The sequence below is a fragment of the Streptomyces sp. B21-105 genome (assembly GCF_036898465.1).
In the GTDB taxonomy this organism is placed as follows: domain Bacteria; phylum Actinomycetota; class Actinomycetes; order Streptomycetales; family Streptomycetaceae; genus Streptomyces.
In genome coordinates this window covers 3,191,038-3,216,640 of the sequence record NZ_JARUMJ010000001.1, presented here as the reverse complement: position 1 = coordinate 3,216,640, position 25,603 = coordinate 3,191,038, and the positions used below count along the sequence as shown (strand labels likewise).

Annotated in this window: 19 protein-coding genes and 1 pseudogene; 10 read left to right on the top strand and 10 right to left on the bottom strand. The window is 70.2% G+C overall.

All coding sequences use genetic code 11. The features are described from left to right. The first annotated feature begins 236 nt into the window (after positions 1–236). The 5 genes and pseudogenes from ppdK (at position 237) to QA802_RS14470 (ending at position 6,811) form a co-directional block, all read left to right on the top strand. A complete protein-coding gene (gene ppdK, locus QA802_RS14490; RefSeq protein ID WP_443042109.1) occupies positions 237–2,984 on the top strand; it encodes a pyruvate, phosphate dikinase in 2,748 nt (915 codons plus the stop codon). A gap of 451 nt (positions 2,985–3,435) precedes the next feature. Then, on the top strand, positions 3,436–3,768 hold the full coding sequence (locus QA802_RS14485) for a hypothetical protein (protein ID WP_334522114.1): 333 nt from the start codon (positions 3,436–3,438) through the stop codon (positions 3,766–3,768). Between the two features lie 83 nt (positions 3,769–3,851). Then, on the top strand, positions 3,852–4,520 hold the full coding sequence (locus tag QA802_RS14480) for an ABC transporter ATP-binding protein (RefSeq protein WP_334522112.1): 669 nt from the start codon (positions 3,852–3,854) through the stop codon (positions 4,518–4,520). Next, positions 4,517–5,434, top strand: a pseudogene (locus tag QA802_RS14475) (FtsX-like permease family protein); the annotation flags it as partial. The gene QA802_RS14480 and the pseudogene QA802_RS14475, both read left to right, overlap by 4 nt. Before the next feature lie 345 nt (positions 5,435–5,779). Further along, the gene (locus tag QA802_RS14470; protein WP_334535209.1) at positions 5,780–6,811 is read left to right on the top strand and encodes an ABC transporter permease family protein; all 1,032 of its coding nucleotides are present in this window, start codon (positions 5,780–5,782) and stop codon (positions 6,809–6,811) included. A 315-nt stretch (positions 6,812–7,126) separates the two neighbouring features. Here QA802_RS14470 and QA802_RS14465 read toward each other — a convergent pair whose 3' ends face one another. Next, positions 7,127–7,606: an NUDIX hydrolase gene (locus QA802_RS14465; RefSeq protein ID WP_334522109.1), complete on the bottom strand. Its 480-nt coding sequence runs from the start codon at positions 7,604–7,606 to the stop codon at positions 7,127–7,129. A 183-nt stretch (positions 7,607–7,789) separates the two neighbouring features. On the opposite strand from QA802_RS14465, the gene QA802_RS14460 reads away from it, so the two are divergent. Beyond that, positions 7,790–9,028, top strand: coding sequence for a serine hydrolase domain-containing protein (locus QA802_RS14460; protein ID WP_334522107.1), 1,239 nt, complete (start codon positions 7,790–7,792; stop codon positions 9,026–9,028). 32 nt (positions 9,029–9,060) lie between these two features. On the opposite strand, the gene QA802_RS14455 is transcribed toward QA802_RS14460, so the two are convergent. Next, complete coding sequence (locus QA802_RS14455) at positions 9,061–9,882, bottom strand: MerR family transcriptional regulator (protein WP_334522104.1); 822 nt, start codon at positions 9,880–9,882, stop codon at positions 9,061–9,063. Between the two features lie 308 nt (positions 9,883–10,190). Between QA802_RS14455 and QA802_RS14450 the strand changes: the two genes are divergently transcribed. Further along, positions 10,191–11,129 (top strand): oxidoreductase, encoded by a 939-nt coding sequence (locus QA802_RS14450; protein WP_334522101.1) that lies wholly within the window; start codon positions 10,191–10,193, stop codon positions 11,127–11,129. A 192-nt stretch (positions 11,130–11,321) separates the two neighbouring features. Here the strand turns inward: QA802_RS14450 and nirD are convergent, their stop codons facing one another. The 6 genes from nirD to QA802_RS14420 form a co-directional block, all read right to left on the bottom strand. Next, the gene (gene nirD, locus QA802_RS14445; RefSeq protein ID WP_319168514.1) at positions 11,322–11,681 is read right to left on the bottom strand and encodes a nitrite reductase small subunit NirD; all 360 of its coding nucleotides are present in this window, start codon (positions 11,679–11,681) and stop codon (positions 11,322–11,324) included. Continuing rightward, the gene (gene nirB / locus QA802_RS14440) at positions 11,678–14,284 is read right to left on the bottom strand and encodes a nitrite reductase large subunit NirB (RefSeq protein ID WP_319168515.1); all 2,607 of its coding nucleotides are present in this window, start codon (positions 14,282–14,284) and stop codon (positions 11,678–11,680) included. Before nirB ends, nirD begins: the two co-directional genes overlap by 4 nt. Further along, positions 14,284–15,495, bottom strand: coding sequence for an NAD(P)/FAD-dependent oxidoreductase (locus QA802_RS14435; protein WP_334522096.1), 1,212 nt, complete (start codon positions 15,493–15,495; stop codon positions 14,284–14,286). The genes nirB and QA802_RS14435 overlap by 1 nt, the downstream gene beginning before the upstream one ends. A 203-nt stretch (positions 15,496–15,698) precedes the next feature. Then, positions 15,699–16,337, bottom strand: a complete 639-nt coding sequence (locus QA802_RS14430; RefSeq protein ID WP_319168517.1) for a class F sortase — start codon at positions 16,335–16,337, stop codon at positions 15,699–15,701. A gap of 198 nt (positions 16,338–16,535) precedes the next feature. Then, positions 16,536–17,150: a GVDTG sorting domain-containing protein gene (locus tag QA802_RS14425; protein ID WP_334522092.1), complete on the bottom strand. Its 615-nt coding sequence runs from the start codon at positions 17,148–17,150 to the stop codon at positions 16,536–16,538. Positions 17,151–17,366: 216 nt separating this feature from the next. Next, the gene (locus QA802_RS14420) at positions 17,367–17,798 is read right to left on the bottom strand and encodes a gamma-glutamylcyclotransferase family protein (RefSeq protein ID WP_334522089.1); all 432 of its coding nucleotides are present in this window, start codon (positions 17,796–17,798) and stop codon (positions 17,367–17,369) included. A 273-nt stretch (positions 17,799–18,071) separates the two neighbouring features. On the opposite strand from QA802_RS14420, the gene QA802_RS14415 reads away from it, so the two are divergent. Both QA802_RS14415 and QA802_RS14410 read left to right on the top strand, forming a co-directional pair. Continuing rightward, positions 18,072–19,718, top strand: coding sequence for a M4 family metallopeptidase (locus QA802_RS14415; RefSeq protein WP_334522087.1), 1,647 nt, complete (start codon positions 18,072–18,074; stop codon positions 19,716–19,718). A 312-nt stretch (positions 19,719–20,030) separates the two neighbouring features. Next, positions 20,031–20,744, top strand: coding sequence for a DUF6215 domain-containing protein (locus QA802_RS14410; RefSeq protein ID WP_334522084.1), 714 nt, complete (start codon positions 20,031–20,033; stop codon positions 20,742–20,744). Positions 20,745–20,871: 127 nt separating this feature from the next. Here the strand turns inward: QA802_RS14410 and QA802_RS14405 are convergent, their stop codons facing one another. Then, on the bottom strand, positions 20,872–22,374 hold the full coding sequence (locus tag QA802_RS14405) for an MFS transporter (protein WP_334522081.1): 1,503 nt from the start codon (positions 22,372–22,374) through the stop codon (positions 20,872–20,874). A gap of 205 nt (positions 22,375–22,579) precedes the next feature. Here QA802_RS14405 and QA802_RS14400 point away from each other — a divergent pair, with 205 nt between their 5' ends. Then, entirely contained in the window at positions 22,580–23,332 is a 753-nt protein-coding gene (locus tag QA802_RS14400) for a TetR/AcrR family transcriptional regulator (RefSeq protein ID WP_334522078.1), read from the top strand. Between the two features lie 86 nt (positions 23,333–23,418). Here the strand turns inward: QA802_RS14400 and QA802_RS14395 are convergent, their stop codons facing one another. Beyond that, complete coding sequence (locus QA802_RS14395) at positions 23,419–25,509, bottom strand: molybdopterin oxidoreductase family protein (RefSeq protein ID WP_334522075.1); 2,091 nt, start codon at positions 25,507–25,509, stop codon at positions 23,419–23,421. Between the last annotated feature and the right edge of the window lie 94 nt (positions 25,510–25,603).

The window sequence follows — 25,603 nt, the reverse complement described above, 5'->3', positions numbered from 1 at the left end:
AAACAATCGCGCCACTCGACGCTCATCTGAGCACAATGAACGACGGATGGGAGGTGCTTGCGTTCAAGAGGTGAAAACATCGACTGCTCTGCGCTTGCCAAGCCTTGACTTTCGATCCGCTGGCAGACGGCTGGTTGCGCGCGCATGACGCGCAAGTGGACGTACCCAGAAGCCTTTGATCTGGGTATGTTCCTGCCCGTCAGGGCAGCCACCGCGTCCTCGAGGAGTCGAGACCCGTGTCGGAAAACAAAGATCTTCATGGTGCCGAGCAGGCCGCGAACGTTGAGGGCGTGAAGTTCGTCTACGACTTCACCGAGGGCAACAAGGAGCTCAAGGACCTCCTCGGCGGCAAGGGCGCGAACCTCGCCGAGATGACCAACCTGGGCCTTCCCGTCCCCCCGGGCTTCACCATCACCACCGAGGCCTGCAAGGTCTACCTCGACAGCGGCGAAGAGCCGGCGGCGCTGCGTGACGAGGTCAGTGCACACCTCGGCGCACTCGAGGACCGGATGGGCAAGAAGCTCGGCCAGGCCGACGACCCGCTCCTGGTGTCCGTACGCTCCGGCGCGAAGTTCTCCATGCCGGGAATGATGGACACCGTCCTGAACATCGGCCTCTCCGACAGGTCCGTCCTGGGCCTGGCCGAGCAGTCCGGCGACGCCCGCTTCGCCTGGGACTCCTACCGCCGGCTGATCCAGATGTTCGGCAAGACGGTCCTCGGCGTCGACGGCGAGCTCTTCGAGGACGCGCTGGAGGCGGCGAAGAAGGCGAAGAAGGTCGCCGTCGACACCGAGCTGGAGGCGGCCGACCTGAAGAAGCTGGTCACCCGCTTCAAGAAGATCGTCAAGACCGAGGCCGGCCGGGACTTCCCGCAGGACCCGCGCGAACAGATGGACCTCGCCGTCAAGGCCGTCTTCGAATCCTGGAACGGCGACCGCGCCAAGCTCTACCGCCGCCAGGAGCGCATCCCCGGCGACCTCGGCACCGCCGTCAACATCTGCTCCATGGTCTTCGGCAACCTCGGCCCCGACTCGGGCACCGGCGTCGCCTTCACCCGCGACCCCGCCTCCGGCCACCAGGGCGTCTACGGCGACTACCTCCAGAACGCCCAGGGCGAGGACGTCGTCGCCGGCATCCGCAACACCGTCCCCCTCGCGGAACTCGAACAGATCGACAAGAAGTCCTACGACCAGCTGCTCGGCATCATGGAAACGCTGGAGAACCACTACAAGGACCTCTGCGACATCGAGTTCACCATCGAGCGCGGCCACCTGTGGATGCTCCAGACCCGCGTGGGCAAGCGCACCGCCGGCGCCGCGTTCCGCATCGCCACCCAGCTCGTCGACCAGGGCCTCATCGACGAGACCGAGGCGCTCCAGCGCGTCACCGGCGCCCAGCTCGCCCAGCTGATGTTCCCCCGCTTCGACGAGGACGCCAAGGTCGAGAAGGTCGGCCGGGGCATCGCAGCCTCCCCGGGCGCGGCCGTCGGCAAGGCGGTCTTCGACTCCTACACGGCCGTCAAGTGGTCGCGCTCCGGCGAGAAGGTCATTCTCGTCCGCCGCGAGACCAACCCCGACGACCTCGACGGCATGATCGCCGCCGAGGGCATCCTGACCAGCCGCGGCGGCAAGACCTCCCACGCGGCGGTCGTGGCCCGCGGCATGGGCAAGACCTGCGTCTGCGGCGCGGAGGAACTCGAGGTCGACACCAAGCGCCGCCGGATGACCGTGCCGGGCGGCCACGTGGTGGAGGAGGGCGACGTCATCTCCATCGACGGCTCCTCCGGCAAGGTCTACCTCGGCGAGGTACCCGTCGTCCCGTCCCCGGTCGTCGAGTACTTCGAGGGCCGCATGCACGCGGGCGCCGACGACGCCGACGAGCTCGTCGAAGCCGTCCACCGCATCATGGCCTTCGCCGACCGCAAGCGCCGGCTGCGCGTCCGCGCCAACGCCGACAACGCCGAGGACGCGCTGCGCGCCCGCCGCTTCGGCGCCCAGGGCATCGGCCTGTGCCGCACCGAGCACATGTTCCTCGGCGACCGCCGTGAACTGGTGGAGCGCCTCATCCTTGCGGACACGCAGGAGGAGCGCGAGGAGTCGCTGAAGCAGCTGCTCCCGCTCCAGAAGAAGGACTTCGTCGAGCTCTTCGAGGCCATGGACGGCCTCCCCGTGACGGTGCGTCTCCTGGACCCGCCGCTGCACGAGTTCCTGCCCGACATCACCGAGCTGTCCGTACGCGTGGCGCTGGCCGAGTCCCGCCAGGAATCCCACGAGAACGACCTACGGCTGCTCCAGGCCGTGCACCGGCTGCACGAGCAGAACCCGATGCTGGGCCTGCGCGGCGTGCGCCTGGGCCTCGTCATCCCCGGCTTGTTCACGATGCAGGTCCGCGCCATCGCCGAGGCGGCCGCCGAGCGCCGCAACGCCAAGGGCGACCCGCGCGCCGAGATCATGATCCCGCTGGTCGGCACGGTCCAGGAGCTGGAGATCGTCCGCGAGGAGGCCGACCAGGTCATCGCCGAGGTCGAGGCGGCGACGGGCGTCGAACTGAAACTGGCGATCGGCACGATGATCGAACTCCCGCGGGCGGCCCTCACCGCCGGCCAGATCGCCGAGGCCGCCGAGTTCTTCTCCTTCGGCACGAACGACCTCACCCAGACGGTGTGGGGCTTCAGCCGCGACGACGTCGAGGCCTCCTTCTTCACGGCCTACCTGGAGAAGGGCATCTTCGGCGTCAGCCCCTTCGAGACCATCGACAGGGACGGCGTCGGCTCACTCGTCAAGTCCGCGGCGGAAGCCGGCCGCGCCACCCGCCCCGACCTGAAGCTCGGCGTCTGCGGCGAACACGGCGGCGACCCGGAATCCGTGCACTTCTTCCACGAGGTCGGCCTGGACTACGTCTCCTGCTCCCCGTTCCGCATCCCGGTCGCCCGCCTGGAGGCAGGCCGCGCGGCGACCCAATCAACAGGCAGCGACCACCGCTGACCCCGCCGGGCAACGACCCCCGGGACCGCCGCCGGTCCCCGACCCTCACCGATCGCCGACGGCCCCGGCCCCAAGAAAGACGGCACCCTGTGCGGGGGTGCCGTCTTCTTGTGCTTGGTGGCTGGCTTGCAGATGTGAGATGCGCGCGATCTGCCGTCGAGGCTTCGGTAGACGGTTCTGTGCTGGGCACCCGTGTGCCCCACCGTGCTGGGCCCGAGCCGCCTGCGATTTCTAGTGAGATGTCTAGATTTCGATCGCCTGATGTGATGGCAGTTTGGCGACTAAAGGTTTCAGCAGGTGATCAACACGCTACTTTCTGTAGTCGACGGCTGTACGGGCTGTCCGGTTCCCAGAAAGGTGAGGTATGCGGAGGGTCTTGGCCGGAGTGTTGGCCGCAGGGGCGCTGCTCGTGAGTACGGGGGTGGCTGTAGGGGCATCCGGGATGCGCAAAATGCCGGTGCTGAATTCAGGAGGCGTCAGCTTCCGCGACGGCGAGTATCGATTCAATTTGGCCGGCGAGAACCATGGTGCCTTCGAGTGGAAAGGCAACTTGGAGGATGCTGACCCGGGGGACGGTCACAACGTCTACATGCTGGTACGCGTCGAGGGTCATGGCTGGGTGCGCTACAACGGCAAGCAGGGGACAACCGTCTCTATGCATCACTTCAACTGGGACGGGGCTCAGCGTTACACCGAGAACGCAGAGATCAGAGCTTGCCGAAACCGCGGCAGCCTGCACCCGGACAACTGCTCGTACACCAAGAAGTACTCGAACGGCCACTGAGCGCCTTCTGTAAGTCAGAGCCCAGATGCCTGCATCTGGGCTCCCTCTCGCCATGGGGAGCGATCATCAAGACGTCAGAAGTATTGTCCGCCCGTGGAGTCGACCTCTTCTACGGTGAGACACCCGCTGTCAGGAACGCCGACATCTGCCTTCGGCGTGGCGAAGTAGCCGCCATCACAGGACAGAGTGGTTCCGGCAAGTCGTCGTTGCTGTACTGCCTTGCCGGGGTTCTGCCCGTAACGCGCGGTGAAGTTTGTTTTGAGGGGCGCGCCCTCAGCGAACTCGACGACGAGGAACTCAGCGCGCTACGCCGTGAGCGCTTCGGATTCGTATTTCAGTACGGCGAACTGTTGCCAGAGTTGACCGTGGAAGAGAACACAGCTCTGCCGCTACGTCTGGCCGGGCAGCGTAAGGCAGAGGCGCTGGCCACCGCTGGGGAGGTTTTGGGCCGATTGGGACTTGCCGACCTTCGGCAGCGGCGGCCGTCGCAGGTATCAGGAGGTCAGAGCCAGCGCGTTGCGGTGGCGCGGGCCTTGGTTCATCGGCCAACGGTGGTTTTCGCCGACGAGCCGACGGGGTCACTCGACAGCGGCAACGCCACGGCGGTGCTGGAGGAGTTCCTGTCGCTCGCGCGCTCTCAGGGCACGACTGTCATTCTTGTCACGCACGATGCTCAAGTGGCGTCCCAGGCTGACACTCAGTTCGCTATGCGCGACGGCGTGCTCTCGGCTCTTGCGCGGGAGGCGACATGAGGGAGGTTTCACTTGGTTTGCGTCTGCTATTGGGAAGCGGACGGGGGAACCGTGTCCGCTTCCTCCTCATGGCTGGTGGTAGCGCTGTGGGAGTTTGCTGTCTGGCCATGGTGCTCGCAATTCCCGGCATCCTTGCTGCACAGGACGGCCGAAAAGCGGCACGGGAAGGAGACTGCTCCGAAGGTAAACGGCAGCTCTGTCTGGGTGCGGACGCGGCTCCTCGTGAACTGCGCCTGACTGACCCGTATGGCTCTCGACCCATGCTCCGAGTTTTTCATGCGCCGGGTTCGACGAGCATTGATCCTCCACCGGGATTGACGGAACTGCCCGCTCCCGGGGAGGTATTCGTGTCGCCCCAACTGCACAAGGAGTTGCAGAGGGAGCCGGGTCTCGCGCAGCTGGTGCCAGGGCGGGAGCGGGGGATCATCGGATCCCAAGGCCTAGCCCACCCAGATGAGCTGTACGCCTACATCGGCGTCAGCCGAGGCCAGCTCAGAGGTGGCGATCCCGTAACGTCGTACGGGTGGCCGTATCCATCCGACGAAACTGTGGAGCCCTCGACGTTGGACATCGTGCGGTTCACGCTCTCCGGGATCGTACTTCTCCCACTGGCAGTCTATTTGTCCGTCTGTGCGAGATTGTCGGCTGCCGCGCGTGCCCGCCGACTGGCCGCCCTGCGGCTAGTCGGTTTGAGCAAAAAAGGAGTTCAGCGCGTTAATGCGACTGAGACTGTCACTGCGGCGGTGCTTGGAGCCGCGCTCGGATTGGGGATTTATGAGGTAGCTAATCAACTCATTTCGCACATCGGTCTTCCCGGCTTTCGATGGTATCCATCTGACGGCGCACTGTCCTCGTTCACTACTCTTGCATGCTTGGTGGGTTGTCCCGCACTCGCCTGGTTCGCGGGAGTATTTGGGGCGAAAAAGGCTGCTACTAACCCATTGGCTGTGAGGCGAAGTGCAGTCGAGAAGCCGCCCACAAAATGGGGTCTCGTATCGCTTCTGCCGGGACTCGCCATCGTCGCGGGCTATTGTGTGGCAGGGTTGACGGGGCACGCCCCCCGGGACACCTCCCTCTCGTCGATCCTCATGCCGCTCGCGGTAATTATGGTTGGCGTCGGGCTTGTACTTTCGCTTCCCATTCTTTCTCGGGTCATGTCCAGCGCGCTAGCCCGCATCAGTCATTCTCTTCCTCTCGGCATGGCCATGAGGCGCAACGAGATGGAACCTGGCGGGGCCCTGCGAGTAGCGACGGGCCTAATGCTGTTGGTCTATGGTGCCTCCCTTGCGCAAGGAGTCCTCATCGAGCTGGACCAAGTTTCCAAAAACACCTCTCCTGTGCAGTCGTATTCGATGTCTCTGAACGGCGTGTCCGAACAGCAGAAGCGAGCATTTGAGGCGGTTCCAGGTGTTCGCGGGTATGGTGTAATGGCGAGTTCGTGGAAGGATCGGATGGCCGAGTTTCCACCCGTGATCAATGCAGTGATCGCCACATGTGGTCAGGTTCGAGGAATGGTGCCTGAAATCGAACCGTGCGCGGACGGGCGTCCTTTTCGAGTTGTGAACCCTGAGGCGACATACGACGAGGATAGTAAACCTGGCGCCACCTTCCCTTTTCACCTCAAAAATGAACGGGGCGAGCGGCGCGTAATGACGATTCAGGTGCCCGAGGAGCAGGTGATCTTCCGGGATGTACCGGGGCTGTCGGCATTGCACAGCGGCGACGTTGTTGTCCCGCCCTCACGTGTTCCCGACGGATTCCGACCTGACGAAGCCACCCTCACACTGGTTAGTAGCTCCGCGCCGCAGACGGTCAGGACAGTCCTGGACGGCATCGGTGGGGTTGATCCAACGGCCGATGTAATGACACCCGGCGTGGTCGTCACGGCTCTCCAGCAGATCACTGTGGTCAAGACGATCCTCGCCATGGGTATGGTGCTCGGCCTCATCATCGGCGTAGCTGCTTACCTCGTGGCTGCCACCGATCGCGCGGTCGAACGCCGGCCACAGGTGACCGCGCTGTCCTTGTTGGGTGCACGCCCTCATACATTGCGGACTGTGCAGGTCGCCCAGGTTGTCCTACCCCTGTCAGTTGGGCTGATGTTGGCGGTTGTGACAGGAAAAGCAGCTGAGTCCAGCTATCTGGTCACCGGCGGGGGCGAGACCTTCTGGGACGGGGACGGGTTGCCGTTGCTTCTTGTCTCTGCCCTTGGCGTCGTTGTCGTGGCTGCTCTCGGGTCCTTGCCGTTGGTGGGGAGGCGGATTGATCCGGAGTTGATTCGGCGGGATTGATGCTGGCGAAAGGGGCGGTACCCGGTTTGGGTGCCGCCCCGTTCTGTGGCTGCGACGGCGTGATGACACTAGGCACGGCAAGATCGTCTCGCCCGTGAGCAGTAGCGCGGGGCCGCCCTCGGAGGGCGGAAGCGGGGGGTGGACACATGGCAAAACATCTCCAGTCCCGAGCCGGCTGCCGGGGCCTGTTCGACCCACCCCCCGTAGCCGCGAGTCCCTCACGATCTCCGTCCGGCCTATCACGGCGCAGCGTATCCCGAGCCACCGACAGTGCGGCTGGTCCGTAGGCGAGCGCTGCGGAGCGCCGCCAAGCGGTTACGGGACGTCCCGTGGGGCGCACCATGGGCCGTTCGGGACCAGGGTGCTGAGCAGGGTGAGCAACTGTGGCGGCTCTACCGGGTCCGGCAGCGACTCCAGGTCCGACCATGCGATCCAGGAATGAGTGTCCAGGTTGGCCTGCTCGTCGGGGAGCAGGCCGGTTCGCACCAGGGCCGGCTCCTCGTCGGCGAGCTGAGCAACGAAGAAGTGCTCCGTTCCGGTGTATCGCTTGCCGTTCCACTGCACATCACGGTCGACGAGCACTGACCGGTCAATGACGACAGCCGGGTCGAGTCCGGTTTCTTCGGCCAGTTCACGTCGTGCCGCCACGAGCGGGGTCTCCCCAGGCTCGATGCCGCCGCCGGGCGGCTCCCAGAGCCAGGTCCCGTCGAAGGGATCCCGCCAATGGAGAAGGAGCAGGCGGTGGGCAGCGTCCAGGCAGATGACCCGGGCGGCGGGCCGGTGCGTTGTTTCCACCGTCCTGACGCTATGCGGCCCAGTTCGCTTGCGCAGCGGGCGCGGACAACAGGGGGGTGGTGCCAGGGTTGGGTCGGGGTTGGCTCAGGGGGCTCCCTGATGGGCTGGGGTGGTGGTGCGGAAGAGACTGGTGGTCGGACCGGTGGATTGCCGGGCTGACTGTCACGATCATGGAGGTCCCTGATGAACAGCTCTGCGCGTCGAACTTGTTGGGTCACCCTGGCTGCCTGCGGGAGCCTGCTGGCCACGGCGTTGGTTGCGCCCGCCTCCGCCGCTGCTTCGGGTCCGACGCGCGCTGCCGCTACCGCGCCGTTGCCCGAATTGGATCCCGTCGCGCTCCAGGGGGCCATCGGCGGTATGCCCAACGCGGACGTCACGGGAGCGCTGTTACGGATCACCGGTCGTGCGGGCCACTGGTCGGGCACCTCGGGTGTGGGCAATCTGAAGACCGGTCAGGGTGTGCCCTCCAATGCCCACATCCGGATCGGCAGTATTTCCAAGGTGTTCACTGCCACGATCGTGCTCCAACTGGCCGCTGAGCATCGGATCGATCTGGGCGAGCCCGTCCAGCGGTACCTGCCGGGCGTTCTTCCTGCCGACCTGCCGTCCGTCACTGTCGGTCAGCTGCTCAACCACACCAGCGGCCTTCCGCGCGGCGCAGGCAACCCCGACTTCGGAGACGGCAGTGCCGAATGGTTCGCCGTCAACCGCCTCAAGAGCTTCACACCGCAGCAGGTGATCGACCTGATGGCGGGCCAGCCCGTGCAGTTCGCGCCGGGTACCGCGCAGCAGTACAACGGGATGAACTACTACGTCGCCGGCCTGCTGGTCGAGAAGATCACCGGGCGCGGCTTCGCCGACGAGTTGCGGTCCCGGATCACCCGGCCGCTCGGCCTGCACGACACCTACGTCCCCGACGCTCACGATCCGCGGCTGCCCGGCCCGCACTCCCATGGCTATCTGACGGTCACGTCCTCGGACGGCACCACGCATCCGGTGGACGTCACCGAGCAGAGTCCCTGGCCCTGGGCCGAGGGCGGCATGATCTCCACACCCGCCGACCTCGACCGTTTCATATCCGCGCTCTTCCGTGGCCGCTTCCTTCCGCCGGCCCAGCAGGCCGAGCTCTTCGCGGTCCCGGACGTTCCCAGTTTCCGCAGCAGCCAGTGCCGTACCGAGGCCGACGCCGGCCGGGCCTGTATGACCATGGGCCTGATGCGGGTCAAGGCATCCAACGGTGTCGCGGTCTGGGGCAAGACCGGCGCCCGTCCCGGTTACGCCAGTGGTGTGTTCTCCACCCGCGACCTCTCCCGCAAGATCGTCTATTCGGTCAACCCCACCGGCGTGAACGGCGCCGAGATCCGCTACGTCCAGCAGATAGCCGCCGCCTCCTTCGGCACCGTGGTGCCGGCCACGGGCTGACTCCCGAAGCCGAGAGGTCGGGGCGTGAGCAGTCAGGTCCGGGTCACCGGTGCCTGCAGCTCCGTCACCCAGTCGTCGCGGTTGTCCGGGCATTCCAGGTTGATCTCACGGGGGTAGCCGGTCGGCCGGTAGCCGTTGGCGTCGACCCAGCGGGCCAGGGCCTGGGCGGTGGGGAGGACGGTGTCCATCGAGCCGCGGTGCACGATGGTCGCCGCCTGGTCGAGGGGCGGCAGGTCCAGGACGCGGAAGCCGCCGTCCTGGAGCGGGGCGGAGACCTGGACGGCGGCGTGGACGCTGATCCTGCCGCCGCCCTCCGGGGCGTCCTCGTAGTACGCGACGCCGGGGCCCGTGGGGGCGATGCCCGCGGAGTCCAGGCATCGGAACAGCTCGTCGTAGAGCGGCCCGATGACCGGGCCGATGTCCTCGGGCTCGTAGCTCGCGGCGCTGGCGGACAGCTCCGCCACCCTGATGGGAGAGACGCGCTTGATGACAACGTCGTTCGTGGGCATGTGCCCCTCGCTCTCGATGGCTCGGAGCCTCGCCTCGACCTGGACCAGCCGTGCTCCCGCGGCGGCCATCGCGGTCTCCAGTTCGGCCCGACGCAGCCGCAGCATGCCGCGCAGTTCCTCGAGGCCGACCTTGTCGTCCACGATGTCCCGGACCTGCTGGAGGGTGAACCCGAGATCCTTGAGCGCGATGATCCTGTTGAGGCGGGCGAGCTGGGCAGCGGTGTAGTGGCGATAGCCGCTGGCGGGGTCGACATGGGCCGGGCGCAGCAGTCCGGTCGCGTCGTAGTGACGCAGCATGCGGACCGAGACGCGGCCGTGCCGGGCGAAGTCTCCGATGGTGAACATGATGTCTCCGAGCTGACCGCCTCACACGGTGTGAGAGTCAAGAAGCTACTTGGCGGCAAGTGAGGGAGGGAGAGCGGACGGACAGCGGGAACGTGGGGCTTCGTCGGCACGACAGCCGTGTCGGGTACCCGTCGACGCGTGGTCCAGGCAGTCGCACGCGCCGTCTGGTGGAGCTGCGGTTCGAGAGCACGCTGATCGGCTACGCGGACGGCTATCGGGTGGCTGGGGGCTGAGGCCCCTCGCGAGGTCCCGGCCTCGGTCCGCCGTACGCTTTGGATGCGGGGGCGGGGTGTGGAGGGAGGACGGTCATGGGTGCTTGGGGTGTGGGTGACATGCCTGATCAGGAGGGTCGCAGTGTTGTGGTCACCGGGGCGAACAGCGGGCTCGGGTACGTCACCGCGCGGGAGCTCGCGCGGCGGGGTGCGCGCGTCGTGCTCGCCTGTCGGAGCGAGGCGCGGGGGAAGGATGCCGTCGAGCGGTTGCGTGCGGAAGTGCCGGGGGCCGAGGTGGAGTTGGGGTCGCTCGACCTCGGGGATCTCGCCTCTGTGCGGGCGTTCGCCTCGGCGCTGCCGTACGAGCGGCTCGACCTGCTCGTCAACAACGCGGGTGTGATGGCGATGCCGTACGGCGTCACGGCCGACGGGTTCGAGACGCAGTTCGGGGTGAACCATCTCGGGCACTTCGCCCTCACCGGGCTGCTGCTGCCCGCGCTGCTCGCCGCGGAGGGGCGGGCCCGCGGAGCCCGGGTCGTGACCGTGTCCAGCATGACGCACCTGCTCGGCACCGTCGATCTGCGTGATCTCAACTCCGAGCGGAGGTACCGCCGTTGGGTCGCCTACGGACGGTCCAAGACCGCCAACCTGCTGTTCACGCACGAGCTCGCGCGCAGGCTCGCGGCGACCGGCGCCGATGTCGTGGCGGCGGCCGCGCACCCGGGATACGCGTCGACCAACCTCCAGACGGCCGGCCCGCGCGCGGAGGGCCGCCGGGCCGCCGAGCGGATAATGGCGCTCGGCAACCGGGTGCTCGCCCAGCCCGCCGAGGCCGGCGCGCTGCCCGCCCTGTACGCGGCGACCGCGCCCGGCGTGTGCCCGGACTCGTTCACCGGCCCGTCCGTCGCGATGTGGCGCGGTGCTCCAGGACGCTCGTGGCGCGCGCCCTGGACCCTCGACGACCGGGTGGCGGCACGGCTGTGGACCGCCTCCGAGGAACTGACCGGGGTGTCGTACGACGCCCTGAGGGTCTGATGGGTAGATGGCCGACGCCCTGAGTGCTCCGGGGGCGGGAACCCGGTTTCGGGTGCCACTGCCGGTGCCGGTGCCGGTGCCGGTGTCACTGCGGGGCTGCTCGGTGCCCGAGGCCGCCCGCGCCTTCGGCGGCGGTCCGGTGAGTCACCGGCCGGTCAGCATCCGTGCCGTCGGCCGGGCCGGACCGCTTCCTCACGCTGTGCGGACCTCGTACGTGTGGATGCGTACGGTCTCGTCGTCCAGGCACTCGCCGTTGGTCAGGTCGAAGCGCTGCTTGAGGAGGGGGGAGGCGACGAAGGGGCGGCCCTGGTGGGTGCCGGTGAGGCCGCGGGAGAGGACGGCCGCGCCGCTGAACGGGTCGCGGTTGTCGACGGCGTACAGCTCGCCGGCGCGGTCGCGGAACAGGGCGACCTGGCGGCCGTCCGGCAGCAGGGCGGCCACGCCCCGGCCGGGGACGAGCAGGCTCAGGTCGCAGACCGTGAACCACTCGTCCGCGTGCTGCGCCAGCCGGAGTTGAACCTTCAGGTCGGTGGTCTCGGGCGCCAGGGTCATCGCTGGGCACTCCCTTCCAGGGGTCGGTGGCCGATGGTCAGCAGCGGCAGGTCGGGCTTGATCTGGTCGCGCTCGGGGACGAAGCCGACGACCGGGTCCGGGGTGTCCGGCGCGTTCACGAAGGACACGAACCGGGCGAGCTTCTCGGGGTCGTTGATGGTGGTCGCCCACTCGTCGGCGTAGTGCGCGACGTGCGCCGTCATCAGGGACTCCAGCTCCTCGCAGATGCCGAGGGAGTCCTCCACCACGACGTCCCGCACGTGGTCCAGGCCGCCGGGGATGCGCTCCAGCCAGGTCGAGGTGCGTTCCAGGCGGTCGGCGGTGCGGATGTAGAACATCAGGAAACGGTCGATCAGCCGGATGAGTTCGGCGTCCGACAGGTCCTGGGCGAGCAGGTCGGCGTGGCGCGGGGTGGCGCCGCCGTTGCCGCCGACGTACAGGTTCCAGCCGTTGGAGGTGGCGATGACGCCGAAGTCCTTCGACTGGGCCTCGGCGCACTCGCGCGCGCAGCCCGACACCGCCGACTTGAGCTTGTGCGGGGAGCGCAGACCCCGGTAGCGCAGCTCCAGGTCGATCGCCATGCGGACGGAGTCCTGGACGCCGTAGCGGCACCAGGTCTGGCCGACGCAGGACTTCACCGTGCGCAGCGACTTGCCGTAGGCGTGGCCGGACTCGAAGCCGGCGTCCACCAACCGGGTCCAGATCAGCGGGAGCTGCTCGACGCGGGCGCCGAACATATCGATCCGCTGGCCGCCGGTGATCTTCGTGTAGAGGCCGAAGTCGCGGGCGATCTCGCCGATCACGATGAGGCCCTCGGGTGTGATCTCGCCGCCGGGGATGCGCGGGACGACCGAGTAGGAGCCGTTCTTCTGCAGGTTGGCCAGGAAGTGGTCGTTGGTCTCCTGCAGCGCCGCCTGCTCGCCGTCCAGGACGTAGCCGCTCGCGCCGATGGTCGGGGCGAGGGACGCGATGATCGAGCCGATGGCGGGCTTGCAGACATCGCAGCCGTCGCCGCCCCGGGCGCCGTCGCGGCCGTAGCGGTCCAGAAGGTCCTGGTAGGTGTTGATGCGCAGGGCGAGGACGATCTCGTACAGCTCCTCGCGGGTCTGCGCGAAGCAGCCGCACAGGCCCTTGTCGACCTCGACGCCGCTCGCCTCCAGCTCGGCGGTGACGAGCTGGCCGAGCACCTTCACGCAGCTGCCGCAGCCGGTGCCGGCCTTGGTGCACTTCTTGACCTCGGGCACGGTCGTGCAGGAGTGCTCCGTCACCGCGCCGCGGATGGCGCCCTTGGACACGTTGTGGCAGGAGCAGATGATCGCCTCGTCGGGCAGCGCGGACGGGCCGAGCTGGACGGCGTCCCCGGAACCGGCCGGCAGGACCAGCGACTCGGGGGAGACGGGCGGCACGGACCCGGTGAACGCCCGCAGGGTGCCGTAGGCCTCCGCGTCGCCGACGAGGATGCCGCCGAGCAGGGTGCCGTCCCGGCCGATGACCAGCTTCTTGTACAGGCCGGAGCGGGAGTCGGAGTAGACGACGTCCAGGCAGTCCTCGGCGGTGCCGTGCGCGTCGCCGAAGGACGCCACGTCCACGCCGAGCAGCTTCAGCTTGGTCGACAGGTCGGCGCCGGTGAAGCTCGCCTCGTCCGCCGCGATCGTCGCGGCCGCGGTCTCGGCCTGCTCGTAGCCGGGCGCGACCAGGCCGTACACGCGGCCGTCGGCGGCCAGCGCGCACTCGCCGATCGCGAAGACGTGCGGGTCGGAGACGGTGCGGCACTGCTCGTCGACGGTGATGCCGCCGCGCTCGCCGACCGTCAGTCCGCAGTCGCGGGCGAGCTGGTCGCGGGGGCGCACACCGGCGCTGAACACCACCATGTCGGCGGCGAGTTCGGAGCCGTCGGACAGCTTCATGCCGGTGACGGCGCCGTCCTCGCCGACCACGATCTCCTGGGTGCCTACGCCCGTGTGCACGGACAGGCCCATGTCCTCGATGGTGCGCAGCAGGGCCGCGCCGCCGCCCGCGTCGACCTGGACGGGCATCAGCCGGGGCGCGAACTCCACGATGTGGGAGGTGAGGCCGAGGCCCTTGAGCGCGCCCGCCGCCTCCAGCCCGAGGAGGCCGCCGCCGACGACGGCACCGGTCGTGGCGCGCGACCGCGCGTACTCCTCGATGGCGAGGAGGTCGTCGATGGTGCGGTAGACGAAGCAGCCCTCGGCGTCCTTGCCCGGGACCGGCGGGACGAACGGGTAGGAGCCGGTGGCGAGCACGAGGACGTCGTAGTCGACGACCAGTCCCGAGCGGGCGGTCACCCGGCGGGCCTCACGGTCGACGGTCTCCGCGGGGTCCCCGACATGCAGTTCGATGCCGTGCGCGGCGATGAACTCCAGGTCGGTCAGGGACAGGTCCTCGGGCGTCTTCCCCGAGAAGTACGAGGTGAGGGCGACGCGGTCGTAGGCGGGACGCGGCTCCTCGCAGAGCACGACCACGCGGTGGGTGGCGGTCAGGCCGCGTTCGCCGAGCGCCTCGAGGAAGCGCTGACCGACCATGCCGTGGCCGACGAGCACGATCGTGGGGGTGGCCTCCGTGGCCTCCGGGGTGGCGGTCATCAGGAGCCTCCATCGTTGGTGAGCAGGTGGAGCAGGGGGCCGCCGTCGGAGGGCAGCGGCTCTGCTCCCTCCCAGGCGCGGGCGAGCGCGCCGACGGTGCCGAGTTCGCCGACGAGGACCCCGCCGACCAGGCGGTCGTCGCGGACGACGACCTTGCGGTAGGTGCCCCGGGTGGCGTCGGCGAGCTGTACGACGTCGTCGCCGGGGAGCGGCTCGGTCTCACCGAAGGCGGCGAGGTCGAAGGCGCTGTTGCCGGCGAGGGTGAGCCGGGTGAGGACGCGGGTGCCGGTGTAGCGGGACGGCCGTCCGGCGAGCGACTCGGCCAGCGCGTCGGCCTGTTCGAGGGCGGGCGCGGCGAGGCCGTACACGGTCCCGTCGTGCTGTGCGCAGTCGCCGATCGCGCGGATGTGGGGGTCGGAGGTGCGCAGCTCGTCGTCGACGAGGACGCCCTTGTGGACGGCGAGTCCCGCGTCCTTGGCGAGACCGGCGCGCGGCGAGACGCCGCAGGCCAGCACCACCAGGTCGGCGTCGAGGGCGTAGCCGTCGGACATCTCCACCGAGCGGACGGCGCCGCCCAGGCAGCGCACGTCGCGGACCCGGCACTCGGTGTGGACCTCGACGCCGAGGTCCTTCAGGTGCCGCAGGACCAGCCTGGAGGCGTTCGGGTCGAGCTGGCGTTCCATGAGGCGCTCGGCCTGCTGGGCGAGGACGACCTGTGCGCCGCGCACGGCGAGCGCGCGGGCCGCCGAGACGCCGAGCAGCCCGCCGCCGATGACGACCGCCCGCGCACCCGGCCGTACCGCCTTGGACAGGCCGAGGCAGTCGTCCATGGTCCGGAAGGCGTGGACGCCCTCGGGCAGGACGTGGTCGGGGGTGAACAGGCCGCGCAGCGGCGGCAGCACCGGGTTGGAGCCGGTGGCCAGGACGAGCGTGCCGTACGCGATCTCGGAGCCGTCCGCGCAGGAGACGGTCCGCCGGTCGCGGTCGATGCCGGTCACCCGGGCCCGGACCAGTCCGGCGGGCGCGGGCAGCGCGATCACCTCGGGGGCGTACCGGCCGGCCAGCACCTCCGCGAGCAGGACCCGGTTGTACGGCCGGTGCTCCTCCTCGCCGACGAGAGTTGCGGGCGTGCCCAGCTCGCCGAGCCGGCGGGCGAGTCGGACGCCCGCGAGGCCGGCGCCGATCACCACCACACGCGAATTCGAGGTCATGTCCAGGAGCGTGCGTTGTCGACGTTACCCGTCCGCATCACGGTTGTTTCCCGCGAGGAACGCTGCCCTCAGCGGAGCCCGGGCCGCGGTGTGAGGGTTTCCGGCGGCCCGACGGACCTTGGGGTGAGCGGCCGGGGGCGTGCTGGTGGGCCTTGGGGGGCGCGGCCCGGAGTGGGCCTGTGGTCGGCCGTGGTCAGCCGTGTTCAGCTGTGTGCGGACGTCAGATGGGCGAACACGACCACGTTGCCCTGGTAGCCGGTCGCTTTCGAGTAGCCCCCGCCGCAGGTGATCACCCGCAGCTCGGGCCTGCTCGCCGCCCCGTACACCTTCGCGTCGGGGAAGTCGCGGGCCGGGTAGACCTCGACGGCGTCCACGGTGAACACGGCGACGCCGCCGTCGCGCCGGTCCACCTCGATGGCGCTGCCCCTGCGCAGCGCGCCGAGGTCGTAGAAGACGGAGGGACCGTCGGCGTTGTCGACGTGGCCGGCGACGATCGCGGTGCCCGTCTCGCCGGGGGTGGTGCCGGCCTCGTACCAGCCGGCGAGGTTCTCCTTCTCGGCGGGCGGGACGTCGAGGCTGCCGGACGGGGTGAGGGCGAGGCCCGTCAGCGGGGCGTCGACGTGGATCGCGGGAATGCGGATGCGGTCGGGCGGCGAGGGCGGCAGCGCCGGCGCGGACCTGCCCGGGAGGCCGGGGCCGGCCGCGTGGGCCTGGGCGGCGGACGGCTGCGGCGGGGCATGCGTCTCGGAGCCGCTGCGCAACAGCCACGCGCCGCAGCACAGGGCGGTCGCGGTGACGGCGGCTATGGCGGTGTTGCCGACCCTCTTGCCGACCCTGCGCATCGGGAACCCCGTTTCTGTGACGTCCGGCGCGTGGGGCCACGTCCGGCGTGGCGGACCGGCGTGGAGTCGTCCTGTCGTCCGGTGTCCGGGAGCGGGAATGTGCGGGGCTCCCGTGTCCCCCTCCGGGTCGCGAGGGGCGTCGGGCCCGGAGGGGGAGGGGACACGCGGTACCGGCGGACGGACAGCGGAGGGTGTCCGTCAGATCCCGTCGCCTCTCGCCCGGCGATGCAGGAGCCAGGTACCGCCCGCGGCGGCGACGGCGAGAGCCGCCACGCCGGCCGCGGTCTGTGCGGGGTCGTGGCCCAGTGCGCCGCCGACCCCCGTCTTCACGCTTCCTCGCGGATACGTCTGCTGCCGGTCCGAGGCCAGCACGACCACCAGGTCCCCGGTGATCCGCCGGCCGTCCGCGGCGCACTCCGCGACGATCTCGTACGTGCCCGGCTGCGCACTCGGCGGCACCCCGAACCGTCCGGCCGCCTCGCCCTCGCCCTCGCCGGCGCCGGGCGCGAGCGGGAAGCGGCCGGCGCCCACGGCTCCGGCGTCACCGGCCGCCGGGCCGGCCCCGCAGTCCGCCGTGTTCACCGAGACCTGCCCGCCCGGCACCGCGGTGGCCGGATACACCTCCAGGCGCCTGGCGTCGGTACCCGTGCTGCTGCCGGCGCTGCCGGCGCTGCCCGCGTGCGCGGGCACGGCGACGGCGGGTACGGCGAGCGCGGGCGCGGCGAAGGAGGCCGCAGCGGTCACGGCGAGCGCGGCGAGCGCGGCACCGGTCAGCAGACGGGCGGTCGGCAGACGGGCGGTCCGTCGTCGCATCGATGCTCCTTCGAGCTCGCTCCTCGAGATTCCCTGCCCTTTCGAGGTAAGTCGCAGCGGGACGGACGCGCTTGTTGATGGTGTGTCAGGAATGGGATGAACGGGTGTCAGATGTGCTGCGGCCGGGACGGTCCGCGGTGACGTTTCACCAGGTCATGTGCGTGCGGGCGGTGTCCCGCGGAAAACCGTCCGCAGGGGGTGTGAACGGGTGACCGGTCAGCGCCGGGTGAGCCAGTCGCCGCCCTCGATCGGCTTCCCGCGGGCCCGCAGACCGGCGGCGACAGCGGGTGCGGCCACGTACACCCAGGCGCGGACGGGAGAGGCGTCGGCCGTCCTCGTCACCTCGCGCGCGACGCGCTCGTAGAGGTTGCGCGGGTCGCCGGGCGCGTACTCCTCCAGCCGGTCGAGGTCGGCGAGCAGCCGGGCGTACGCCCCGGGGCGGGCCGTCACGAGGTCCCCGGCGACGGTGGCGTCGGTCTCGTCCGGTTCCTCGACCGCGTAGGGGTAGCCCGGCCCGTCGTACAGCACCGCGCCGGGCAGCCGGGCCGGTTCCTCGCGCAGGGTGCGGCCGTGCAGGAAGAGGTCGTGGTTGACCTGGCCGGGGCGCAGGGTGCCGTAGACGAAGAGGGGGAGTGCGGGGGCGGTCACGGAAACGATTCTCTCCCCTGACCGCCCCCGCACCGGTTCCTCGCGCCCCGCACCGGTTCCATGAGCCGGCACCGGTTCCTCGCGCCCTGCACCGGTTCCATGAGCCCTGCACCGGTTCCCTGTGTCATTGCACAGGCTCCCTGTGCCCTGCACCGGTTCCTCGCGTTGATGCTATGGACATGACATGTTGAGGCCTCTTAAATGCCAGGACGACGTCAGCGCCATCCCCACGCGCGCCCCCACGGCGCCTTCCTGAGGAGACCGAAGAGACTGATGAGTCGGATACGGCAGCACGTCCGAGGTTCCCGTCTCGCCACCACCGGCATCGCCGTCACCACGGCCGCACTCCTTGCCGCCGCACTCTCCCCGGCCGCCGGCGCGGTCGACAGACCGACCCGCGCCACCGCCCTCGACAACGCGGCGGAAGTCCTCGTCGACCGCGCCGCGGCGCTGGGCCTCACCGCCGGGCAGGCCACGTCCGTCCGTGACGTGGTCGTCGACAAGAACGGCGCCCAGCACGTCCGCTACGACCGCACCTACCGGCAACTGCCCGTGCTCGGCGGTGACTTCGTGGTCCACCTGGCCCCCGACGGCTCGTACCGCAGCGCGGACCGCGCGACCGGGGCGGCGATCTCGCTGCCGACCATCACCCCCACGCTCTCCGCCCCCAAGGCCGCCGACGTCGCCGTGAACGCCCTGCGCGCGGCCAACCTCGGCGACCGCCTCAAGCAGGTGAAGGCCAAGCCGCGGCTGGTCGTCGACGCCCTGCACGGCGCGCCGAGACTGGCCTGGCAGACCAACGCCGTCGGGCTGGACTCGCTCGGCAACCCGGTCGCCCGCACCGTGCTGACCGACGCGCGCACCGGCGCCCAGATCGACGCCTGGGACTCCCTGGAGACGGCGACCGGCGACGGCAAGTCCCTGTACGGCGGCACCGTCGCGCTTCAGACGACCCAGTCGGGATCGACGTACCAGCTCAAGGACCCGACGCGCGGAAACACGTTCACCGGCGACGCGGAGAACAAGACCGACCTGTGCTTCTTCGGCATCTGCTTCAGCCGGGCGCCCGCCACGCTGTTCACGGACGCCGACAACCACTGGGGGACGGGAGCCTCCTCGGACCGGTCGACGGCCGCCGTGGACGCCCAGTACGGCACCGACGTGACCTGGGACTACTACAAGAACGTGCACGGCCGCAACGGCATCGGCAACGACGGCAAGGGCTCCTACAACCGCGTCCACTACGGCAACAACTACGCCAACGCGTTCTGGGACGACAGCTGCTTCTGCATGACGTACGGCGACGGCAACGCCACTCAGCTCGGCCCGCTGGTGGGGCTGGACGTGGCAGGCCACGAGATGTCCCACGGCGTGACGTCGAAGTCGGCGAACCTGACCTACTCGGGCGAGTCCGGCGGCCTGAACGAGGCGACCTCCGACATCTTCGGCTCGCTGGTGGAGTTCTACGCGAACAACTCCTCCGACGCCGGCGACTACCTCATCGGCGAGAAGATAGTCCGCTCCGGGTTCGGCCGGGACGCCCTGCGCTACATGGACAAGCCGAGCAAGGACGGCAGTTCGGCGGACTACTGGAGCAGTTCGGTCGGCAACCTCGACGTGCACTACTCCTCGGGCGTCGCCAACCACTTCGCCTACCTTCTCGCGGAGGGCAGCGGCACGAAGACGATCAACGGCGTCACCTACAACTCCCCGACGTCCAACGGCTCGACGGTCACCGGCATCGGCCGCGACAAGCTGGGCGCCATCTGGTACCGGGCCCTGACCGTCTATATGACGTCCTCCACCAAGTACGCGGGCGCGCGGACGGCGACCCTGAACGCCGCCCGTGACCTCTACGGCGCCGGCAGCACGGAGTACAACGCGGTGGCGGCGGCCTGGAGCGCCGTAAACGTGAACTGACCTCCACCGCTCCCCGACGCCGCCAGCAGCACGGAGTACAACGCGGTGGCGGCGGCCTGGAGCGCCGTAAACGTGAACTGACCTCCACCGCTCCCCGACGCCGCTCCCCGACGCCGCTCCCCGACGCCGCTCCCCGACGCCGCTCCCCGACGCCGCTCCCCGACGCCGCGGCCCGCCCCGAAGACCCCCGGGGCGGGCCGCGGCGCGATCACGCTTTCCCGTGGCCTGATCACCCGCTACGCTCCCTGCGCGCGCAACCCGCGCGAGCAGGGGGTACCGGGGGTAATGGGAACAGTGGGGACAGTGGGGGACATGACCGAGGAAGTCGCCGCGGCCGAGAAGGGCCCGAACGCGTGGGCTCAGGCCATCGCGGCGCTGGTGGTGGTCGGGGCGCTGGGGGGCGCGCTGTACGTCATCCAGCAGAACGACGCGAAGGCCGCCGCGGAGGCCGCCGACAAGCCGGCCACGTGCAGGGTCGACGACGAGGACGAGAAGGCCGGCCAGGCCGCGAAGGCGGCGAAGCGCGTGTCCGGGACGCAGTTGTGCACGGCGCTCAACCGCACGGACCTGCCGACGCTCCTCGGCACGCCGACGGAACACGCGCGGACCGCCTACGGCAGTGACGGCTCGGTCGAGACGGGCGGGAAGAAGATCCCGTCCCCCGAGGGGACCGTCCAACTGGACACCTACACGGTGAAGTTGTCGCGGTCCTACGACGACTTCCCGATCGCCGGGATGCAGGACCTGCTGAACGAGGCGCAGACGAAGACGGTCGCGGGCCACCCGGCGGTGCTCTACTCGAGCCCGACGATCGCCATCCAATTCGACCTGGGCGGCGGCAAGTCGCAGTCCGCACCCGGCGGCATCGCCCGCACCCTGGTCGTCGCCCCGGACGTCAAGGACAACGGCGGCTCCTACGAGCTTTCCATCTGGCGCCAGGACAACGCGCGTCCGGACGACACGGCGCTGTTGCGCATCGCCCAGCAGGTCCTACCCACGATCCCGGGCTGGACCACCGCCCGCTGACCTGCCGCCCGCTGACCTGCCATGCGCTGACCTGCCGTGCGCTGACCTGCCGTCCGGCGTCGCCGCACGCCGAAGGCCGGCGCCTCCTCGTGGGGCGCCGGCCTTCGCGGTGCGGGAGCCGTGACGGTCAGGCGACCGGCTGCGGTTCCTCCGCGCGCGTCTCGGCGACCGGCTGCCGCGGGGTGCCGCGCATGACCAGGGCCGCCAGGACGGCCGCCGCCAGGACACCGATCGCACTGATCGTGAAGGTCGTCGTCATCGAGGCGGTGAAGGCCTCCCGGGCCGCCCGGACCAGAGTGCGGTCGCCGTCGGCCGCCGCCAGCGCCCCGCCGATCGACTGCCGGGCCGCCTCGGGGGCGTCGGCCGGCATACCGGCGGCGAAGCCGCTGGTCAGCAGGGAGCCGAGGATCGCGATGCCGAGTGCGGTGCCGGCCTGCTGGACGGTGTCGTTCAGGGCCGAGCCGACACCCGCCTGGTCCGCCGGGATGGTGCCCATCAGCGCGGCGACGGCGGCGGGCATCGCGAGTCCGGCGCCGAGTCCGAGCAGTCCCAGGGCCACGGCGGGGACGGTGAAGCCGGAGTCCGCGCCGACCGTGGCGAGGAGCGCGAAGGAGGCGGCCATCACGACCATCCCGGCCAGGACGACGAACCGGTTGCCGATCCTCCCGGCCAGGTGCATGCCCGCCCCGTTGCCCGCCAGCGCCGCGAGGGCGAACGGCAGGAAGGCGAGACCGGCGCGGACGGGGGAGTAGCCGAGGACGAACTGCAGGTACTGGGTGAGGACCAGCAGCAGACCGCCGTTGCCGATCTGCACCAGGGCCAGCGAGAGCGAACCGCCGCTGAAGTCGCGGTGCTTGAAGAGGACCAGCGGGACCATCGGCGAGGGGGTGACGTGCTCCCAGACCACGAACCCGGCCAGGCCGAGGACGGCGACCGCGAGGCTGAGGGTAGAGCGCCCGCCGAACGCGCCGTGCAGCGGAAGCTCGATGATCCACCAGACGAGGGCGGTCATGCCGACCGCGGAGAGCACCGCGCCGAGCGGGTCGGGCTTCTGCCAGGGCGCCCTGGACTCCGGCATCAGGGTCACGGCGGCGACGACGGCGAGCACGACGACCGGGACGTTGATCAGGAAGATCGAGTGCCAGGAGAAGTGGTCGATGAGGACGCCGCCCAGGACCGGGCTGCCCACCAGGCCCAGCATGGACACCGAGCCCCACGCCGCCATCGCCCTGCCGCGCTCCTCCTCGTCGAAGACGGTGATGAGGATGGACAGCGTGGACGGCATGATCAGCGCCCCGCCGACGCCCATCGCGGTGCGTACGGCGATCACCTCGCCGGGGTCGGTGCAGAACGTGGCGGCCAGTGAGGCCGCCCCGAACAGCGTCAGGCCGATCAGCATCACCCGCCGGCGGCCGAAACGGTCACCGAGGCTTCCCGAGGTCAACAGCAGGCCGGCGAAGACCAGGATGTAGGAGTCGAGGATCCACTGGGTGTCCTGGGCGCTCGCACCGATGTCCTCGGTCATCGAGGGCACCGCGACGGTCAGCGCCATGCTGTCGATCGTCAGGACCAGCGTGCTCAGGCACAGCACGACCAGGATCCACCAGCGGCGGGGACTACGGGTTTCCATGACGTCCTGTCCTCTCGTCGTGCGCACGGTGTTCTCGTGATGCGCACACTGTTCCGGGTGCGGCGTACGGCCGTAGTGCGGTGTCTGCGTACGGTGTTCCGCACACTGTACGCATGATGGAACGGTGTGCGCAAGGAGGGGACTCTGTACGCTGGACGCGTACGATGTTCGCCTGCCGTCAGTCGACCCCCTTGGGAGCAGAGCCGTGGCCGCCGAGACGAAGAACCCCCGCCCCGTCCCCTCCGTGTGGGCCCGCGGGCGCCGCGAGCCCGACCAGCCCGCGCTCAGCCGGGACGCGATCGTCCGGGAGGCCGTCGCCATGCTGGACGCCGACGGCATCGAGGCGCTGAGCATGCGCAAGCTGGGCGCCCGGCTGAACGCGGGCGCGACCTCCCTCTACCGGCACGTCGCCACCAAGGACGAGCTGATGGAGCTGGCCGTGGACGAGGTCGCCGCCGAGATCCACGTCCCGTCGGCCGAGGGGCTCGGCGGGCTCCACGGCCCCGACTGGCGCGCCGCCGTCGCCGGGGCCGCGGGCTCCTTCCGCGCGACCGCGCTGCGGCACCCCTGGCTCGCCTCGGTCCTCGGCCAGGCGGGCCTCGCCTACCTCGGCCCCAACCTGATGGCCTTCTCCGAACGGCTGGCCGCGCTGTTCACGGCCGCCGGGTTCGCCGAACCGGGGCGCGTCATCGAGCCCGTGCTGAGCTACGTGATCGGCGTGAGCACCACCGAGGCGGCCTGGCTCACCACGGTCGCCCGTTCCGGCGAGAGCGAGGCGGACTTCGTCGCCCGCCTGATGCCCGCGGCCCAGCAGGCCGCCGCCCCCTACGCCCACCTGGCCGCCGAGTACGCCGCGAGCGCCGCCGAGTCGGCCGACCCGGTGGCACTGCGCGAGAGCAAGTTCGCCTACGGCCTGGACGTCGTGCTGGACGGCCTGGCCCTGCGCCTGCCGGAGTAGGGCTCCGGGCCGCCGGCTTCCGGGCCGCCGGGTTCTGGGTCGTCGGAGTCCGGAACAGGTGGCCGGCGAGTGGGAGCAGGCGTTTCCTAGGCGGACGGTCCCGCGAGTTCCACCCGGACCGCGCACACCTTGAACTCCGGCATTCGCGAGGTCGGGTCCAGGGCCGGGTTGGTCAGGGTGTTGGCCCGGCCCGCGCCCGGCCAGTGGAACGGCATGAAAACGGTGTCCGGGCGGATGCCCGTGGTGATCCGGGCCGGCGCCACCGCCCGTCCCCGCCGGGACACGACCGCCAGCGCATCGCCCTCGGCTGCCCCGAGCCGCGCCGCCAGACGGGGGTGCAGCTCCACGAACGGGCCGGGCGCGGCGGCGTTCAGCTCGGCGACGCGCCGGGTCTGGGCGCCGGACTGGTACTGCGAGACCACTCGCCCGGTGGTGAGCAGCACGGGGTAGTCGTCGTCCGGTTCCTCCGCGCTCGGCCGGTGCGAGACGGGCGTGAACCGGGCCCGGCCGTCCTCGGTGGCGAACCGGTCGAGGAACAGTCGGGGCGTGCCGGGCGCCGGGCGGTCGTCCTGGCCGGCCGGGCAGGGCCAGAACACTCCGTCCTCCTCCGCCAGCCGCTCGTAGCTGATCCCGGAGTAGTCGGCGATCCCGCCCGCGCTGGCCCGCCGCAGCTCCTCGAAGACCTCCTCGGGCTCGACGGGGAAGCCCTTCTCGACGCCCAGCCGCGCCGCCAGCTCGTGCAGCACCGAAAGGTCGCTGCGCACGCCCTCCGGGGCGGTGACCGCCTGCCGGCGCAGCAGCACCCTGCCCTCCAGGCTGGTCGTCGTCCCCGTCTCCTCCGCCCACTGGGCGACGGGCAGGACGACGTCGGCGAGGGCCGCCGTCTCGGAGAGGACGACGTCGCAGACGGCGAGGAAGTCGAGGGACTTCAGGCGATCCTCGATGTGCGCGGCGCGCGGCGCGGACACCACCGGGTTCGACCCCATCAGCAGCAGCGACCGTACGTCGGACCCCAGCGCGTCCAGCAGCTCGTACGCGCTGCGACCGGGGCCGGGCAGCGAGTCGGGGTCCACGCCCCACACCTCGGCCACGTGCCGTCGGGCCGCCGGGTCGTCCAGCTTGCGGTAGCCGGGCAGTTGGTCGGCCTTCTGGCCGTGCTCGCGCCCGCCCTGGCCGTTGCCCTGCCCGGTGAGGCAGCCGTAGCCGCTGAGCGGCCGTCCCGCCCGGCCCGTCGCCAGGCACAGGTTGATCCACGCGCTGACCGTGTCGGTGCCCTTGGACTGCTGCTCGGGTCCGCGCGCGGTGAGCACCATCGCCGCCTCGGGCTCGCAGAACAGTCGCACTGTTTCCCGGAGTTGTGGAACGGACACCCCCGTGATCCGTTCCACGTACTCCGGCCAGTGGGCCATGGCGGCCGCCCGGGTGTCCTCCCAGCCGACGGTGCGCTCGCGCACGTACTCCTCGTCGACCCGCCCCTCGGCGACGATCAGGTGCAGCAGGCCGAGCGCCAGCGCGAGATCCGTCCCCGGCCGGGGCGCGAGGTGCAGGTCGGCCTGCTCGGCGGTCCTGGTGCGGCGCGGATCGATGACGATCAGCGTGCCGCCGTTCTCCCGCAGTTCACTGAAGAACCGCAGGACGGGAGGCATGGTCTCGGCGAGGTTGGAGCCGACCAGGATCACACAGCCCGTGCGCGGGATGTCCTCCAAGGGGAAGGGCAGCCCCCGGTCGAGTCCGAACGCCTTCATACCGGCCGCCGCCGCGGACGACATGCAGAACCGGCCGTTGTAGTCGATCTGCGAGGTGCCGAGCACCACCCGGGCGAACTTGCCGAGTGCGTACGCCTTCTCGTTGGTGAGCCCGCCGCCGCCGAACACGCCGAGCGCGTCGGCCCCGTGCGCGGTCCGCACCCGGTCCAGCTCCCCGGCGATCCGGTCCAGCGCCTCGTCCCAGGAGGCGGGCACGAGCGAGCCGCCGGACCGTACGAGCGGCGAGGTCAGCCGGACGCCCGGGGCCAGCACCGCCGCCGCCGTGCGCCCCTTGCCGCACAGCGCTCCCCGGTTCACCGGGAAGTCGGCGCGCTCGACCACCTCGACGCCCCCCGTGGGCAGAGGCGACAGGGCCATCCCGCACTGCAGGGCGCAGTACGGGCAGTGGGTCGGCGTCGAGGCGGTCAGCATGCCCCCCAGCGTGCGTCGCCCGTGTTACACGCCGTGCGGCCTCCTGTTACGGCGGTGTGCTGGCACCCTCCCCGAGTGCCGGGTCCCGGAGTGA

What these genes read in the sequence shown, in the direction of transcription:
- QA802_RS14485 (WP_334522114.1), top strand. Translation starts at nt 3,436, where the DNA reads ATGCCGGTGCTGAATTCAGGAGGCGTCAGCTTCCGCGACGGCGAGTAT.
- QA802_RS14470 (WP_334535209.1), top strand. Translation starts at nt 5,780, where the DNA reads ATGCTGTTGGTCTATGGTGCCTCCCTTGCGCAAGGAGTCCTCATCGAG.
- QA802_RS14460 (WP_334522107.1), top strand. Translation starts at nt 7,790, where the DNA reads ATGAACAGCTCTGCGCGTCGAACTTGTTGGGTCACCCTGGCTGCCTGC.
- QA802_RS14455 (WP_334522104.1), bottom strand. Translation starts at nt 9,882, where the DNA reads ATGTTCACCATCGGAGACTTCGCCCGGCACGGCCGCGTCTCGGTCCGC.
- QA802_RS14450 (WP_334522101.1), top strand. Translation starts at nt 10,191, where the DNA reads ATGGGTGCTTGGGGTGTGGGTGACATGCCTGATCAGGAGGGTCGCAGT.
- nirD (WP_319168514.1), bottom strand. Translation starts at nt 11,681, where the DNA reads ATGACCCTGGCGCCCGAGACCACCGACCTGAAGGTTCAACTCCGGCTG.
- nirB (WP_319168515.1), bottom strand. Translation starts at nt 14,284, where the DNA reads ATGACCGCCACCCCGGAGGCCACGGAGGCCACCCCCACGATCGTGCTC.
- QA802_RS14435 (WP_334522096.1), bottom strand. Translation starts at nt 15,495, where the DNA reads ATGACCTCGAATTCGCGTGTGGTGGTGATCGGCGCCGGCCTCGCGGGC.
- QA802_RS14430 (WP_319168517.1), bottom strand. Translation starts at nt 16,337, where the DNA reads ATGCGCAGGGTCGGCAAGAGGGTCGGCAACACCGCCATAGCCGCCGTC.
- QA802_RS14425 (WP_334522092.1), bottom strand. Translation starts at nt 17,150, where the DNA reads ATGCGACGACGGACCGCCCGTCTGCCGACCGCCCGTCTGCTGACCGGT.
- QA802_RS14415 (WP_334522087.1), top strand. Translation starts at nt 18,072, where the DNA reads ATGAGTCGGATACGGCAGCACGTCCGAGGTTCCCGTCTCGCCACCACC.
- QA802_RS14410 (WP_334522084.1), top strand. Translation starts at nt 20,031, where the DNA reads ATGACCGAGGAAGTCGCCGCGGCCGAGAAGGGCCCGAACGCGTGGGCT.
- QA802_RS14405 (WP_334522081.1), bottom strand. Translation starts at nt 22,374, where the DNA reads ATGGAAACCCGTAGTCCCCGCCGCTGGTGGATCCTGGTCGTGCTGTGC.
- QA802_RS14395 (WP_334522075.1), bottom strand. Translation starts at nt 25,509, where the DNA reads ATGCTGACCGCCTCGACGCCGACCCACTGCCCGTACTGCGCCCTGCAG.